We start from the raw sequence: 15,191 nt of genomic DNA, 5'->3' as shown, positions 1-15,191 counted from the left end.
GCGGCTCGGTGCTCGTCGAGTACGCGACTGCCTTGCGGGACCACGCGCCGGTCGGCCATTCGCTGGCGTGGATGCCGCCGGTGACCCATCTTCCGGAGGCTCTGTCCTCGCTCCGCCTCTGGCCGAGTCGATGACGTAAAGCGTTCTGCGGCAGCCGATTGAGATAGGTCTCGGACGCGCCGCTGTAGATCGCGGTGGTCGAGGCGTGGGCGTGCCCAGCTCCCGCCGCCGACATCCCTCGATCCACCCGTAGGGCGGATCGAGCAGATACTTTCAGAACAGCCCGATCCCGATCGCGTGGTTCCGCAGCGTCGACAGCATCACCGGCGTCTCGCCCGAGCGCATATGACCTGCCCATGCCTCTGCCTCCGTATCGTCCGGATTCCATTGTCACGGATACAATTCCGTGCGAGCCGCAATTGCGGGCGGATCGTGCCGTTCTCATGCAGAAACCGTGCACGCTGCTCACGCGCCCGTCCCTCCAGCATCGCCTCGATCACAGTCTGCCCAGCGTGCCAAGTGCACGACGTTGCGTGCCAGAACCCGTCGCGCCGAACCGGGGGCCTCGTCAACCTCAGCAATGTTGCATCCAGTCCTATTTCGGCGACTTTACCTCGTCCGGCTCGCTGTCCGGCCGCAGACCCTTCCAACTCGGGTGGCGCAGACTGCCGCCGGTGAACTCGCGATACTCGACGTCCCCGACCAGCACCGGCTCGGCCCATCGGGCGGCCCGGACGACGGGCGTCGGAGGCGTCACGTCGAACGGATCGCTGGGCCGCTCGAGTGCGTCGAGCCGCTCCCACAGGGAGCGCCGGCCGGCGGTGGTGAAGCCGGTGCCGAGGTTGCCGATGTGGACGAGACGGCCGTCGTCGTCGTGGGCGCCGAGGACGAGGGAGCCGACAGTCGCGCGGTGCATGCCGGTGCCCGGTGTCGGTAGGTCGAAATGTTGGAACCTGTCGAAAGGGTACGCGCGGAGCGGCTGTTCCTATTCTCGTGCGAGGCTCGTCAGTCGGACTCTCCGAACAGGGGCCGGATTCCGTCGGCGAGCATGAGGTGTTCGTTGCTGGCGCCGGCTGCGATCATCGGCCAGACAAGGGCGGTGTCGTCGACGATGAAGTCGATGACGACGGGTCGATCGGTGATGGCTTGTGCCCGGGCGATGGTGGCCTCGAGGTCGTCTTCGCGTTCGCAGCGCAGAGCGACGCAGCCGAGTGCTTCGGCGAGCAGGACGAAGTCGGGGATGCGCCGGGTGTGGGTGGCGAGGTCGACGTTCGAATAGCGGCCCTGGTAGTGGACGTGCTGCAGTTGCCGGACCATGCCGAGGTTGCCGTTGTTGATGACGGCGACTTTGAGGGGGACGCCTTCGATGGCGGCGGTAGCGAGTTCCTGGTTGGTCATCTGGAAGCAGCCGTCGCCGTCGATCGCCCAGACTTCGCGGTCGGGTGTGCCGAGTTTGGCGCCGAGGGCGGCGGGGACCGCGTAGCCCATGGTGCCCAGGCCCCCGGAGTTGAGCCAGGTGCGGGGCTGGTCGTAGGTGATGAAGTGCGCCGCCCACATCTGGTGTTGTCCGACACCGGCGACGTAGATCGCGTCCGGGCCGGCGGCTCGGCCGATTGCCTCGATGACCCGTTCGGGTGCGAGAGCGCCGGTGGGCGGGCGGGTGTAGCCGAGCGGGTAACTCTCGCGTATCCGGTCGAGTTCGTCGTGCCAGTAGTCGAGATCTGTTGCCGAACAACCAGTTCTGTCGGCACGGATCTGATCGTTCAGAGCGCTGATGACGTTCTTGCAGTCTCCGACGACCGGTACGTCCGCGTGTCGGTTCTTGCCGATCTCCGCCGGGTCGATATCGACGTGGATGACACGCGCGTGCGGGGCGAAGGATGTCGGGTCGCCGGTGACCCGGTCGTCGAAACGGGCACCGAGTGCGATCAACAGGTCGCTGCGTTGCAGGGCGGCCACGGCGGCGACGGTGCCGTGCATGCCGGGCATGCCGTAGTGCAACCGGTGGCTGTCGGGGAAGGCTCCGCGGGCCATGAGCGTGGTCACGACGGGAATGCCGGTCAGTGCGACGAGTTCGCGAAGCTCTGCTGCTGCGTCGGCTTTGATGACTCCCCCGCCGACGTAGAGCACGGGGCGTTCGGCTGCGGCGATCAGATCGGCGGCGGCCCGGACCTGTTTGGGATGGGGCCGGGTGACGACGCGGTATCCGGGCAGATTGCGTTCCGGGGGCCAGGTGAAGGTGGTGCGGGCTTGCAGGACGTCCTTGGGGATGTCGACCAGCACCACGCCGGGCCGTCCGGTGGAGGCGATGTGGAAGGCGTCGGCGAGGGCTTTCGGGATCTCGGACGGCTCGGTGACGAGCATGTTGTGTTTGGTGATCGGCATGGTGATGCCGCAGATGTCGACTTCCTGGAAGGCGTCGGTGCCGATGAGGGGGCGTCCGACCTGTCCGGTGATCGCCACGACGGGCACCGAGTCCATCTGGGCGTCGGCCAGCGCGGTGACCAGGTTCGTCGCTCCGGGCCCGGAGGTGGCCATGCACACCCCGACCTTGCCGGTGGCTTGGGCGTAGCCGGTGGCGGCGTGACCGGCGCCTTGTTCGTGCCGCACCAGGACGTGCCGGACCTGCGGGGAGTCGAGCAGAGGGTCGTAGACCGGGAGGATCGCCCCGCCCGGGATGCCGAAGACGATCTCGACATCGAGCGCTTCCAGGGACCGCACCACCGATTGGGCACCGGTGACCGGGACCGGCGCGGAGGACGGGTTCGGGAGCGTGCGGGCAGCTGTTTCTGCAGGTCGTGCCGGGGCGGCGTCGGCCGGCGCGGTCGGGACGAGCATGGTGGGTAGGTTCACGGGAGTCTTTCTGCAGTCGCCCGGAGGGGAGGACGGTCGGATCGGTTCGCCGTGTTCGTCGGAGCGGTGTGTGGACGTCGCGTCGGCCGGGGCAGCTTGGAGGTGCAGATGTCGCGGAGCAACGAACTTGTCGCAGTGTCGATCTCGTCGGTGGAGGTCGTGGCGAGGGCGAACACACGGCGATAGAACGCCGTGGGGGTCAGGCCGAACTGGGGAAGGATGTATTCGTCTCCGTCGCCGAAGGGAGACCAGCGGAGCGCGAAGTCGACCATGGCCCGTTCGTCGGGTGTCATCGTTTCTCCTCTCCGGCGGAGGCGCCAGGGTGTCACGGCAGGTCGGCTGCGGTGAATCCGTGTTCGAGGGTGTTCTTGACGGCGGTGAGGAAGCGGGCCGCGTCGGCGCCGTCGACGATGCGATGGTCGTAGCTCAGCGACAGATAGGCCATCGAGCGGACGTCGATGCGCAACTGTCCGTCCTGGCGGGTGGGGACGAGTCGTTCGACGACGGCGCCGGTGCCGAGGATTCCGGTCTGGGGTTGGTTGATGATCGGGGTGTCGAACAGAGCCCCGCGGCTACCGGTGTTGGTGAGGGTGAATGTGCCGCCGGATAACTCGTCCGGGGAGATCGTGCCGGTGCGGACACGTTCGGCCTTGTCGGCGATGGCCCGGGCGAGCTGTTCGATGCTCATCCGGTGGGCGTCGCGGATGACCGGCACCATCAACCCGCGTTCGCTGTCGACAGCCATACCGAGATGGCAGTGCTCATGGTAGGTCACTTCGGTGACCTCCGTGTCGAGCGAGGCGTTGAGCACGCGGTGCTGCGCCAACGCTGCGACGGCGGCTTTGGCGAAGAACGGTAGGAACGAGAGCTTGATACCGGTCCGCGCGTGAAAGGCATCCTTGTGCGCCGCCCGCAAAGCCGCGATCGCGGTGACATCGACTTCCACCACCGACGTCAATTGCGCTGCGATCTGGAGGGATTCGACCATCCTGTGGGCGATCGTCCGCCGGATCCGGGGTAGTTTCTCCACGACGATGCCGCCCGAAGTGGGAGCGTGGGGTGCAGCAACCGGGTCGGCCGGTTCCGGTGACGACGGACGGGAAGGGGCGGTCGTCACCGGAACCGGAGGCACTGCTGCGGCAGAGGGTGTCGGATCCACAGCCGGTGCCGTTACAGGAGGAACAGGAGTCACGGTCACCGAACCGGAACCGGGGTCCGCGATGACGGCGAGCTCGGCGCCGACGGCGACGACGTCGTTCTCCTCGGCGAGGATGTGCTGCAGGACACCGGTGAGGGGGGAAGGGATTTCGGTGTCGACCTTGTCGGTGGCGACTTCGAGTAGGGGTTCTTCGGCGGCGACGTGGTCGCCGGGTTGTTTGAGCCAGCGGGTGACGATGCCCTCGTCGACGCTTTCCCCGAGGGCCGGCATGCGCACAGTGGTACCGGTGAGTTGTTCGGTGGTCATGGGGTCTCTCGGCTTCTGGTGATGCGCGAACGGTGGCCGGTCAGGGGAGGATGTCGAGGGCAGCGGCGACGATGCTGTCGGTATCGATACCGTGATAGCGGTAGACATCGTCGAGCCCGCCGACCTGCCCGAACCGGGATACCCCGAGGCAGGTGCTGCGCACCTGGTTGATGCCGGCGAGGAAGGCCAGGGTGTGCGGGTGGCCGTCGAGGACGGTGACCATCGGGGTGGCCCGATCTGTGGGGAAGAGCTGATCGAGGATCCAGCTCGCACCCGAGCCTCGGCCCTGGCGGGCCTGCCAGGCCTCGAACAGCAATCCGGGGCTGGTGATGCACAGCACGTCCGCCGGCACCCCGGAGGCCTCGAGCCGGTCGGCGGCGGCGAGCGCCTCGGTGATCATCGCGCCCATCGCCACGATCGTCACCTGGGCGTTGTCCCGGCGCCGGATCGGATAGCCACCGGCGACGACCTGCCGGCGGCGGCGTTCGCGCGCGGCCGGGTCGGTGGGCACGGCGGCGAGGGTCTGATCCACCGGGCGGGTCGAGAGCCGCAGATACGCCGAGGTGCCGTCGGGGCGGCCGAGCCGGGCGAGCGAGGCGAGCAGGGTCCATTCGACGTCGAGGGCGAAGGCCGGTTCGTAGCTGATGCAGCCGGGTTGTTCGAGACCGATCGAGGGGGTCTTGATCGACTGGTGCGCACCGCCTTCGGCGGCGAGGGTGACCCCGGAGGGGGTGCCGACGAGGATGGACTGTCCGCCGGCGTAGATGCCGTACGACCACGGCTCGAGGGCGCGTTCGACGAACGGGTCGTAGAGCACCCCGATGGGCAGCAGCGGCTGGCCCCAGCGGCTCCAGGTGGCGCCGAGTTCGCCGATCAGCCCGACCAGGTTGGTTTCGGCGATGCCGAGTTCCATGTGCTGCCCGGTGGGCCGCTCGTTCCAGTGCATGATCGTTTCGGCGTCGTCGGCGAACCAGTTGTGCCGCTCGGCCGCCGACCACACCCCGACCTTGTTCACCCAGCCGCCGAGGTTGGTGGTCGAGCTGACGTCGGGACTGACGGTGACCACCCGCTGGGCCGCATCCGGGGATTCACGAGTCAGGTCCAGCAGTACCCGGCCGAGTGCGGCCTGGGTGGTGGCGGTGCCCTTGGGGGTGCGGCCGATGTCGGTGGGAATCGTCAGCTCCGGCACCGTCGGAACGGGTTCGCGCCGCAGCCGGTCGGCGGTGCTCTGGCACAGCCGGCCCGCCGGACTGTCGTCGGCGAATCGACCCCACGGGTGGTTCGGGTCCATCCCCAACGTGTCGGCGAGCTGGTGGTATTCGTCGACGGTCAGCAGCGCGGAGTGGTTCTGCGGATGCCCTTCGGTGGGCAGGCCGTAGCCCTTGATGGTGTAGGCGATGATCACCGTGGGGCGGGTGTCGTCGATCTGCCGGTACGCCTGCGAGAGGGCGGCCAGGTCGTGCCCGCCGAGGTTGCGGACCGCGGCGGTGAGCGTCGCATCGTCGAGCGTGGCGATCAACTCGGCGATCCGCGTGCTGCCGGGGCCGTCGCCGGGCAGCCGGTGCCGGACCTCGGCGGCGGTGCAGCGCAGCAGCCGCTGGTATTCCGGATTCGGCATGTCCAGGATCCGGGTGCGCAGCGCATCCCCGCCGGGACGGGTGAACAGTGATTCGAGCAGCCGCCCGAATTTGACGGTGAGGACCTGCCAGCCGGCGGCGTCGAACATCTTCTCCAGGCGGCGGGCGGCGATGTTGGGCACCACCCGGTCCAGGGACTGGCGGTTCAAATCGACGATCCACACCACCTCACCGAGGTCGGCGATGCCGGGATCGAGGATGGCCTCCCAGACCGCGCCCTCGTCGAGTTCGGCGTCGCCGACCAGCGAGTACTGCCGGCCCCGACCGGTGTCGCCCAGGTGGGTGTCGACGTAGCGGCGGGCCATCGCACCCCAGATCGGGGCGGTGGCGCCGATCCCGACCGACCCGGTGGAGTAGTCGACCGTGTCCGGGTCCTTCGACCGGCTCGGGTAGGACTGCAGGCCACCGAACTCGCGCAGGGTGGTCAGGTACTTCTCGTCCAGTTCACCGAGCAGGTAGTTGATGCTGTGCAGCACCGGCGAGGCATGCGGCTTGACCGACACCCGATCCCCCGGACGCAGGTGCTCGAACCACAGGGTGGTCATGATCGAGACCATCGACGCGCAGGACGCTTGATGGCCACCGACTTTCAGGCCGGTGGGGTTGGGGCGAACCCGGTTCGCGTGGTGGATCATCGAGGTCGACAGCCACAGCACCCGCTGCCGGATCGCCTCGAGGGGGGCGAGGTCCTCGGACGCTCCGATGTGGCCGGTGGGGTGTGAGGTCACGGAGTCGAGGGATACAGGCTGGGACATCGGAATTCTCCTTGGAAGACAACAACGCGGAACCGGGCAGGGCTACTGCATCAGGTGCCGAGGGGAGCCGGCTCGGCCGACGACGGATGAGAAGCGGCCGAGCGGCGAAGGAATGGGGATGCCAACCGGATTGTGTCTGGGGAGGCTTGCCCGACCTGCGGGGTGTGACAACAGTCCACCAGTGCACGACTGTTTGCGCAATACTGGAACCGAAAATTGAGCACTATGCACCCCGCTGGAGGGTGTGGACGAAAGCGAGGTTGGCACTTTGCCAAGCACACACCGAGCCGACCGAATCGACGCGCGAATCCTGACCGCCCTGTCGAAGGACCCGCGTGCCACCGTCATGGCCGTGGCTGATCGAACAGGTTTGTCCCGCAACACCGTTCAAGCACGTTTGAGCAAGCTCGACGATGCCGGAGCGCTGCGCTCGTTCGAACGCCGGATCGACCCGGCCGTGCTCGGTTATCCGCTGCAGGCGTACGTGCTCACCAACGTCACCCAGCGCAAACTCGACCGGGTCGGGGCCGCGCTCGACGCGATACCCGAAGTTCTGGAAGTGCACGGCCTCAGCGGCGTCGCCGACCTGCTCGTGCACGTCGCGGCCCGGGACGCGGACGATCTGTATCGCGTCGCCGGGGACATCCTGAACATCAAGGGCGTCAAACGCACCACCACGGCCCTGGTGATGCGCGAGATGGTGGACTACCGGGTCCGACCACTGCTCGACACGCTTGCGGAGTAAGCAACTCACGATCACTCCCAGCGGAGGCACGTGGTGTGCTCGAGGCGCGGAAGCCGCTCGAACCACGGGTTCTCACCCGGATGTCCGATGTTGACGACCAGCAGCGACCGCCACTGCCCGTCGGGGAAGAAGTCGGCATCGAGTGCGGCGGCGTCGAACCCGCTCATCGGCCCGGCCGCCAGACCGCGGGCACGGACGGCGAGGATGAAGTAGCCGGCCTGCAGCGCCGCGTTCAGTTGGGCGGTGGCCGACCGGACTGCCTCGTTCGATTCGTAGAGCTGCCCGAGTTCGGGCTTGAACGGCAGCAGGGTGCCCATATGGTCGTGGAACCGGGTGTCGACGGCCAGGATCGCCGCGGCCGGAGCCGAAGCGGTCTTGGCCTTGTTGCCGTCGTTCATGTGGGTGACCAGCCGATCGCGCCCGGATTCCGTGCGAACGAAAACTATTCGCAGCGGTTGGGTGTTCGCCCCTGTCGGTGCCCACCGCGCCAACTCCCAGATCTCGGTCAGGTGCTCGTCGGACACCGGGATGGGCGCGAAGGTGTTAGCAGTCCGCGCCGAGGTGAACAACACATCGAGCGCCCGTTCTTCGACAGGCGCGAGCCGGTGGGGTGCAGGGTTCTCTACGGTGTCGGTCACGACAGTCCTCACTGATCCTGTGTCTGGCGAGAGCGGTGAAAGGCATTGGCGTAGTCGATGTACCAGTCCAGGGCATCGGTATCGGCGACGGTGGCCCGGTTCAGTGCACTTTCCGGCGGGGCCCCTTGGATGAGCTTCTTGATCGGCACCTCGAGGCGTTTGCCGGTGCGGGTCATGGGTACGGCGGGGACGTCAACGATCTCGTCGGGAACGTGTCGCGGTGAAACCTCGGTGCGGATGGTGGTGCGGATCTTGTCCACCAGTGCGTCGTCGAGGTCGTGACCGTCGTGGAGCACGACGAACAGGGGCATGTGGTAGCCGCCGTCGGGGAGTTCGGCGCCGATGACCAGGGCGTCGGCGATCTCGGGGAGGGCTTCGATGGCCTGGTAGATGTCGGCCGAGCCCATCCGCACGCCGCCGCGGTTGATGGTCGAATCGGAGCGGCCGTGGATCCGGCAGCTGCCGTGGTCGGTGATGGTGATCCAGTCGCCGTGCCGCCACACTCCGGGGAAGGTGTCGAAGTACGCGTCGTGGTAGCGGTGACCGTCGGGGTCGTTCCAGAAGTAGATCGGCATCGACGGCATCGGCGCGGTGATGACCATTTCCCCGACTTCGTCGGTGACCGGGTGTCCGTCGGCATTCCAGGCTTCGACTGCGACTCCCAGGCACGGTCCCTGCAGCTCGCCCGTGTACACCGGCTGGAGGGGATTGGCCCCGACGAACGCGGTAGCCACATCCGTCCCTCCGCTGTCGGAACCGAGGTGCACATCGGACTTGACCGCCTGATAGACCCAGGTCCAGGTGGAGTCGGGCAGTGGGGAGCCGGTGCTCATGATCGACCGCAGCGAACTCAGATCGACGTCCGCACCGGGAGTGGCGCCGGCCTTTTCGCACAGGGTCAGGTAGGCGGCTCCGGTGCCGAAGCGGGTGACGCGTTCCTTACCGCAGATACGGAACAGGGTGTCCGGGCCGTCGGCGGTGGGGCTGCCGTCGTAGGTGACGATGGTCGCGCCGGTGACCATGGCGTCGACGAGCATGTTCCACACCACCCACGCGGTGCTGGCGGCGATGAACACCCGATCGGTGGGGCCGAGGTCGTAGTGCAGGGCGTTGGCCTTGAGGGATTCGAGCAGGATGCCGCCGTGGGAGTGCACGATGCCCTTGGGCAGTCCGGTGGTGCCGGAGCTGTAGAGAATCCACAGGGGATGGTCGAACGGCACCTGCTCGTACCGGGGCTCGGCGTCACCGGTGATCAGCTCGGCGAAATCGAGGACACCGTCGGGAAGCGGTGTCGTGCTGTCGAGGTTGCGGACCATGACGGTGTGCGTGACGGTGGGCAGGTGGGCCTGCAGCTCGGCGAGCAGGGCGCGGCGGTCGATGTCCTTGTGGTTGAACCGGTAGCCGTCGACGCCGATCAGCACGGTCGGTTCGATCTGGATGAACCGATCCAGCAGTCCCTTGAGGCCGAAATCCGGTGCGCAGCAGGACCACACCGCGCCGAGGCTGGCCGCGGCGAGCACCGCTACCACCGTCGGCGCGATGTTCGGCAGCACCGCCGCGATCCGGTCGCCGGGGCGCACCCCCATTGCGCGGAACTGTGCGGCGAGATTGGCGACCTGGGACACCAGCTGGGCCCGCCCGATCTCGGATCGGTGGCCGCTCTCGTCGAGCGAGACGATTGCGGGCCCGTCGGCGTCGATGTGCCGTAGCAGGTTCTCCGCCCAGTTCAGCCGCGCCCCGGGGAACCACTGCGCCCCGGGCATCTTGTCTGCGGCCAGCGCGGTGGAAGCGGGAACCGAGGCGAGGACGTCGAAGTACTCCCAGATCGAGGACCAGAATCCCTCCAGATCGGTCACCGACCATTGCCACAGCGACCGGTAATCGGTGGTGCTCACGTTCTTTTCGGTGGCGAGCCAGCGCTGGTACTGCGACATCCGGCAGGCGGCGGCCCGTTCAGCAGCGGGAGACCACAGCAGTTCGGGTACGGGACCGGACATCGATGGGTGTTTCCTTTCGGGCTGGTATACCGCCCGGCGACCGCGGATATGCGTGGGTACTCGGTCGCCGGGGCGGCATGGGTGGCGTCGGCTCAGCGGGACAGGAGGGTGCCGATAGTGCGGGCGAGGTCGTCGGCCGGATCGGTAGCGCGCCCGGCGCTGCGCCAGGCGACGTGGTTGTCGGGGCGGACCAGGATCGCCCCGTCCTCACCGATCTCGCGCAGTTCGTTCCACCGGCCGGTGGGATCGGTGTAGTCGGCCCCGTCGGCGATCGTGACGGCCTTGACGCGGATCCCGAACTTCTTCTCGACCGTGTCGGCCGCGGTCACCCAGGCCTCGCTCTCGGCGCCGGTGATGAGCACGAAGGCGGTATCAGTGCCGGTGAGATCGTGGGTGGAGACCCGCCGACCGTGGTGCTCGATCCAGGCATGGGGAAGGCGGTGTCCGGGGCGGGTGGTGGGGAAGTACACGCTGCCCATCGGATCCCGCGGCGGGGCGTCGCTGCCGTCGGGCACCAGGGCGCCGTCCTGGTAGGCGAAGCCGATCTCGAGGTCGTGCGCCTGGAACTCGGTGCGCTGCGTGTTGGCGACCTCGAACGCCCGCGCCCGGCGGGTTTCGCCCATCGGGGTGTCGGAGAAGAAGTCCCGGAACACCTGGGTGCGAAGCTCGAGAGGCTGATCGGGGCTCAGACCGAGGCCGGCGTCGATGACCATGTGGTTGAGGAAGGTGAACATGGCCCAGTCGACGTTGCGCATGCCCACCAGGCGCCGTTCCGGCTCGTAAGTGTCGAGCAGCGCGGGCGCGGCGTCTCCCCGCAGGACCGCGGCGAGTTTCCACACCAGGTTGTGGGCGTCCTGGATCGCGGTGTTGAGCCCGAGGCCGGTGGTCGGGGGGTGCCGGTGGGCGGCGTCCCCGGCGAGGAAGATCCGCCCGACCTGGTACTTGTCGGCGAGCACCCCTTCGAGGATCCAGTGGCTGACCTTGTGCACCTTCGGTTCGAGGTCGGGCAGCTTGAGCAGTTCCCGCAGCCGGGGAACGATCGCCTCTTCATCGAAGCGGTTGGGGTCGTCCGGGCGGAAGGTGAAGTGGATGACGAACTCTTCCGAATGCTTGCCCCAGGTCGGTCCCATCGCGGCCATGGCGCCGCTGTGCCAGGATCCGGCCCCTTCCGGGTTGACCAGCCAGGTGATCAGCACGTCGTCTTCCCAGTACTGCGACAGATCCGCGGTGAAATGGGTGCTGACCATGTCCAGGATCCCGGTCGGGCCTTCCAGCGTCACCCCCAGTTCGGGGCCGACGGTCTTGCCGCCGTCGGCGGCGACCAGGTACTGGGCGTGGACGGTGTAGGTCTGCTGCGTGTCCCGGTCGAGGATGACCGCATCGACGCCGTCGTGGTCCTGAGTGAACGAGACCAGTTCCCGGTGGAAGTGGATCGAGCCCGGTGCGCGCTGCTCGGCGTGGGCGCGCAGCAGCGGCTCGAGCCGCACCTGGGGGTAGTTGCTGGACAGGCACGGGCTGTCGTCGGCGTATTTGTTCTCGAGGCCGCCGCCTCCGAAGGAGTCGAGGGTGAACAGGGTGCGTCCGTCGAGTTCGCCGTCGCCGCCGAGGGAGGTCACCCAGCGGGTCTTGCCCATGTTCTTCGGCGGCGTGCCGACTTCGTAGATCGAGTCCGCGACGCCGTACTGCCGGAGCACCTCCATGGTGCGCTGGTTGAGGTAGTGCGCCTTCGGCAGCGGCGAGGTGCCGGTGTGCCGCTCGACGAGATGGTGGTCGATGCCGTGCTCGGAGAGCAGGATCGAGGTGGTCAGGCCACAGCCGCCGCCGCCGACGACGAGTACGGGAACGGTGATGTCAGACATGGTGCGTGCTCCTGGGAACAGTGGTGAGGGGGTGGGGGCGGCCGGTGGCGACGAAGCGGTGGCGCATCTCGCCGATGCCCTCGGCGCGGCTGACGAGTTCGTCGTCGGTGCCGATGAGCCGTTTGGGCTCGCGGGTGAAGCCGATACCTGCCGGGGTGCCGGTGAAGATCAGATCGCCCGGGCGCAGGGGCACGATCGACGACAGGTAGGACACCAGGACAGGGATCGGGAAGATCAGATGACGGGTGCGGGAGTTCTGCATGAGCTCGCCCGACAGCACGGTGCTCACCTCGATGTCGTCACGATCGGCGAACTCGTCGGGGGTGACCAGCACGGGGCCGATCGGCGCGAAACCCGCGAAGGACTTGCCCAGGGCGAACTGCTGCGGGGGAGGTCCGGACAGCTGCAGGTCGCGTTCGGAGAGGTCCTGACCGAGGGTGAGGCCGGCAACATGGTCCCAGCCTTGCGAGACGGGGACGTGGCGGGCCTGTTTGCCGATGACCGCGACGAGTTCGACCTCGAAGTCCACCGACCCCCCGGGGTGTTCGATGGTGTCGTACGGTCCGGTGATCGCGGCGGGGAACTTCGTGAACACGAACGGTGTCTCCGGCAATTCGAGACCGGATTCCTCGACGTGATCGGCGTAGTTCACCCCGACGGCGAAGATCTGGCCCGGTCGAGGAACCGGAGCGTGCAGCTCCGATTCGATCACCGAAGTGGCATCGGAGAAATCCACGGTCCGGGCCCACGAGACGAACTCGTCCCAGCGCTCGAAAATCTGCTGGGGATCTGCGGAGAAGCGCCCGGCGCTGGCGGTTTCGACGTCGACGGCGCGACCGTCGGCGACGAGGGTGAGCCGGCCGGATTGATTGGCAACACGCATGAGAACGAGTCCTTCGAGAGACGATCGGAAAAGGGCGCCGGTATCCGTACGGAGTGCCGGATCAGCTGGTCAAGGCGACCATCGGATCAGGCAGGTTGGGGCTGGTGCGAAGAGCCCACGTGTGAGTGGTGATATCCGAGACCGGGGTGCCCATCGCGAGCGCCTCGCGCATCAGCTCGGGGACGAACGACACACCGACGGGGTTGTTGCCGTATTCCGGCCCGTGCATGTACTCGGTCGCCTCCTCCGGGGTGGCGAAGTTGTCGATCTGCAGTTCGACGAAATTTCCGTCCGGGTCCTGGTAGTACAGCGACGTGGTCACCCCGTGCTGAATCGGCACCTTCGGCTCGACCCCCTTGGCCTTGAGCATGTCGTACCGGTCGAGCAGATCCTGCAGGGTGTCGAAGGTGTAGGCGGTGTGGTGCATACCTGCGGCTCCGGGATTGCGAGGCGCCAGTTCGACGGGAGCGCCGAGCAGAGCAATCCGGTGATGCTCCTCGTCGAAGGTGATGAAGCACAGGCCATGGCCCTCGTAGACCACATGAGCGTCGAGGACGGTGCAGTACCAGTCCCGCATCTCGTCGAATCGGCTGGTCTGCAGCACAACGTGGGCGAACTTGGGCGTGGCGGTCATCGGTGTCTCCTTCGAAGCTGAACGTGGTCGTCGGCGCGAGACCTCGATGGAATCCGGGCGGACCGCCAGTCGGGGTCGCTCCGGGCAACAGCGTGCTCAGGGCGAGAACGCTGCTATATGTGGAAGCGACGGTGCTGCCGGGAAGGATTCATGGTGTGGTCTCTGTCACGTGATCTGTTCCACAATTCCATCCGATGTCGCCTTGTGCGGCTACGGGCTGGAACCCAAGAAATCCGGACGGAGTTGGTCTGGAGCCCAATAGAGTCGTGTGCTCACCGTGGCCGGGGTCGGATCGGAAGGATGCCGAAGTGCTGCATTGGACATATGAGCTCTCGGGAGCACGTGCACCGCAGCCCGAGGCCGAGTGGCTGAGCCCGGATGCCGAGCGCGTCAGAGAGGCTCTCGGGGACGGGGCGGTGACCTGGGCGGTCGAGGTCGGTCAGGACATCGCCGCCAGGATTGCGCAGAAGATTCCTGCCCTGGCGGACGAGGCGGCTGTCATGGAGGCAGTGCGTCGTGCCACCACCTCCACCACGCTGCGCGCACTGATGTTGGTGGCCGGTCTCGACGAGCCCGACACCACGCTGGCGAGCACCGAGGTGGGCGAGATCGCTCGGGACTTCGCTCGCCGAGGCATGGCCCTCGATGATCTGCTGCGTGCCATTCGAGTGGGGTATGCCGTGCTGGCCGCGGCCCTGCTCGACGCGGCGCGCCTTGTGCTCCCGCCCGCGGAGAGCAGCGCCGAACTTCGGCGGATCTCGGTGTTGCTCTTCGAGGTGCACGACGACTTCACGGCTGTGGCCGCCTCGGCCTTCATCGAGGAGCAGAGTGTCTGGGCGGCGGGGGTGTCTGCAGCCCGATTCGATCTGGTGAACCAGATCCTGGGTGCCGAGGACGTCGATCGGGTCCACGCCGAGAAGGTTCTCGGCTATCCGCTCGCCGGCCCCCACATTGCACTCGTCGCGTGGAGCGGACCGCACTCCACCCGGGATCTGCGCGCCGTCGTCGACACCGTCCTGCGGCAGCGAGGCGTCCCGTCGGCCTCGTTGGTACTACCGGTCGGGCTCCAGACGGTATGGGCATGGGGAACCGTGACCTCCGGGAGTTCGCCGCACCGGGGTGCACTACCCACGTTCGACGACGCGTTCGTCGTGGTAGGGGAGGTGGGCGTCGGGGTGGAGGGCTTCCGTCGAAGCCATGCCGACGCCAAGGCGGTCGAACGGCTGATCCGCCTTCGCCCGGGTCAGAGTCCCTGCACCGTGGCCCACGAACACGTCGCACTCGAGGTGTTGCTCCTGTCGGATCCGGAGGCGGCAGAACAGTTCGCTTCGCGGCTCCTGGGCCCGCTCGCACTGAGTGAACCTCGCATGGCAGAACTCCGGTCGACGCTGCGCCGCTATCTCGACATGGACCACAGTTTGTCCAAGGTGGCCGCGGCGGAGCACATCTCGAAGAACACGGTGACCTATCGCGTGCACAAGGCGTTGGATCTGTGCGGTCATTCGGGGGAGACGACCGCCGACCTGCGGGCTGCGCTCCGCATTCACGAGTGGCTTCGAGGAGATCCGCTCACTCGAGGGTAGCGCTCAGCGGTACCGGCAGCCTGCGTCTGCAGATTGGTCTGGAAACCAAGATTGGGGCAGAACCTTAGGTTGCGCACCAATGCGCAACGCGCAACCTGTGCGGTCTACTTGTGTCCTAGAACACAGCCGGCCACCGCGGTGA

The 15,191-nt window shown here is 67.3% G+C and carries 11 protein-coding genes and 1 pseudogene; 2 read left to right on the top strand and 10 right to left on the bottom strand.

Annotation, left to right across the window (positions count from 1 at the left end; all coding sequences use genetic code 11):
• Positions 1-595 precede the first annotated feature (595 nt).
• From ACWPOB_RS09915 to ACWPOB_RS09895, 5 genes and pseudogenes are all read right to left on the bottom strand, one after another.
• Positions 596-928 (bottom strand): annotated as a pseudogene (locus ACWPOB_RS09915) (ATP dependent DNA ligase); the annotation flags it as partial.
• 77 nt (positions 929-1,005) lie between these two features.
• Positions 1,006-2,838, bottom strand: a complete 1,833-nt coding sequence (locus tag ACWPOB_RS09910; RefSeq protein WP_455400758.1) for an acetolactate synthase large subunit — start codon at positions 2,836-2,838, stop codon at positions 1,006-1,008.
• 11 nt (positions 2,839-2,849) lie between these two features.
• Positions 2,850-3,146 (bottom strand): DUF3263 domain-containing protein, encoded by a 297-nt coding sequence (locus tag ACWPOB_RS09905; protein WP_455400699.1) that lies wholly within the window; start codon positions 3,144-3,146, stop codon positions 2,850-2,852.
• Between the two features lie 32 nt (positions 3,147-3,178).
• Positions 3,179-4,318 (bottom strand): 2-oxo acid dehydrogenase subunit E2, encoded by a 1,140-nt coding sequence (locus ACWPOB_RS09900; RefSeq protein WP_455400698.1) that lies wholly within the window; start codon positions 4,316-4,318, stop codon positions 3,179-3,181.
• Positions 4,319-4,358: 40 nt separating this feature from the next.
• On the bottom strand, positions 4,359-6,710 hold the full coding sequence (locus ACWPOB_RS09895) for a transketolase-like TK C-terminal-containing protein (protein WP_455400697.1): 2,352 nt from the start codon (positions 6,708-6,710) through the stop codon (positions 4,359-4,361).
• A gap of 268 nt (positions 6,711-6,978) precedes the next feature.
• Between ACWPOB_RS09895 and ACWPOB_RS09890 the strand changes: the two genes are divergently transcribed.
• A complete protein-coding gene (locus ACWPOB_RS09890; RefSeq protein ID WP_100055860.1) occupies positions 6,979-7,455 on the top strand; it encodes an Lrp/AsnC family transcriptional regulator in 477 nt (158 codons plus the stop codon).
• Positions 7,456-7,466: 11 nt separating this feature from the next.
• Here ACWPOB_RS09890 and ACWPOB_RS09885 read toward each other — a convergent pair whose 3' ends face one another.
• From ACWPOB_RS09885 to ACWPOB_RS09865, 5 genes are all read right to left on the bottom strand, one after another.
• Complete coding sequence (locus ACWPOB_RS09885; RefSeq protein WP_100055848.1) at positions 7,467-8,093, bottom strand: malonic semialdehyde reductase; 627 nt, start codon at positions 8,091-8,093, stop codon at positions 7,467-7,469.
• A gap of 8 nt (positions 8,094-8,101) precedes the next feature.
• Complete coding sequence (locus ACWPOB_RS09880) at positions 8,102-10,090, bottom strand: acetoacetate--CoA ligase (RefSeq protein ID WP_455400696.1); 1,989 nt, start codon at positions 10,088-10,090, stop codon at positions 8,102-8,104.
• Positions 10,091-10,182: 92 nt separating this feature from the next.
• Positions 10,183-11,949: an FAD-dependent oxidoreductase gene (locus ACWPOB_RS09875; RefSeq protein WP_455400695.1), complete on the bottom strand. Its 1,767-nt coding sequence runs from the start codon at positions 11,947-11,949 to the stop codon at positions 10,183-10,185.
• Positions 11,942-12,832, bottom strand: coding sequence for a fumarylacetoacetate hydrolase family protein (locus ACWPOB_RS09870; RefSeq protein WP_455400694.1), 891 nt, complete (start codon positions 12,830-12,832; stop codon positions 11,942-11,944). Before ACWPOB_RS09870 ends, ACWPOB_RS09875 begins: the two co-directional genes overlap by 8 nt.
• A 61-nt stretch (positions 12,833-12,893) precedes the next feature.
• On the bottom strand, positions 12,894-13,466 hold the full coding sequence (locus ACWPOB_RS09865) for a VOC family protein (protein WP_100055851.1): 573 nt from the start codon (positions 13,464-13,466) through the stop codon (positions 12,894-12,896).
• A 308-nt stretch (positions 13,467-13,774) separates the two neighbouring features.
• Between ACWPOB_RS09865 and ACWPOB_RS09860 the strand changes: the two genes are divergently transcribed.
• Entirely contained in the window at positions 13,775-15,049 is a 1,275-nt protein-coding gene (locus ACWPOB_RS09860) for a PucR family transcriptional regulator (protein WP_100055852.1), read from the top strand.
• Positions 15,050-15,191: the final 142 nt, after the last annotated feature.

Source organism: Rhodococcus sp. 2H158 (assembly GCF_053764755.1).
The sequence above is the reverse complement of the archived record's forward strand: the minus strand, read 5'-3'. Positions and strand labels throughout refer to the sequence as shown.

Coding starts and splice junctions, on each gene's coding strand:
- ACWPOB_RS09910 (WP_455400758.1), bottom strand. CDS start 2,838: ATGCTCGTCCCGACCGCGCCGGCCGACGCCGCCCCGGCACGACCTGCA.
- ACWPOB_RS09905 (WP_455400699.1), bottom strand. CDS start 3,146: ATGACACCCGACGAACGGGCCATGGTCGACTTCGCGCTCCGCTGGTCT.
- ACWPOB_RS09900 (WP_455400698.1), bottom strand. CDS start 4,318: ATGACCACCGAACAACTCACCGGTACCACTGTGCGCATGCCGGCCCTC.
- ACWPOB_RS09895 (WP_455400697.1), bottom strand. CDS start 6,710: ATGTCCCAGCCTGTATCCCTCGACTCCGTGACCTCACACCCCACCGGC.
- ACWPOB_RS09880 (WP_455400696.1), bottom strand. CDS start 10,090: ATGTCCGGTCCCGTACCCGAACTGCTGTGGTCTCCCGCTGCTGAACGG.
- ACWPOB_RS09875 (WP_455400695.1), bottom strand. CDS start 11,949: ATGTCTGACATCACCGTTCCCGTACTCGTCGTCGGCGGCGGCGGCTGT.
- ACWPOB_RS09870 (WP_455400694.1), bottom strand. CDS start 12,832: ATGCGTGTTGCCAATCAATCCGGCCGGCTCACCCTCGTCGCCGACGGT.
- ACWPOB_RS09865 (WP_100055851.1), bottom strand. CDS start 13,466: ATGACCGCCACGCCCAAGTTCGCCCACGTTGTGCTGCAGACCAGCCGA.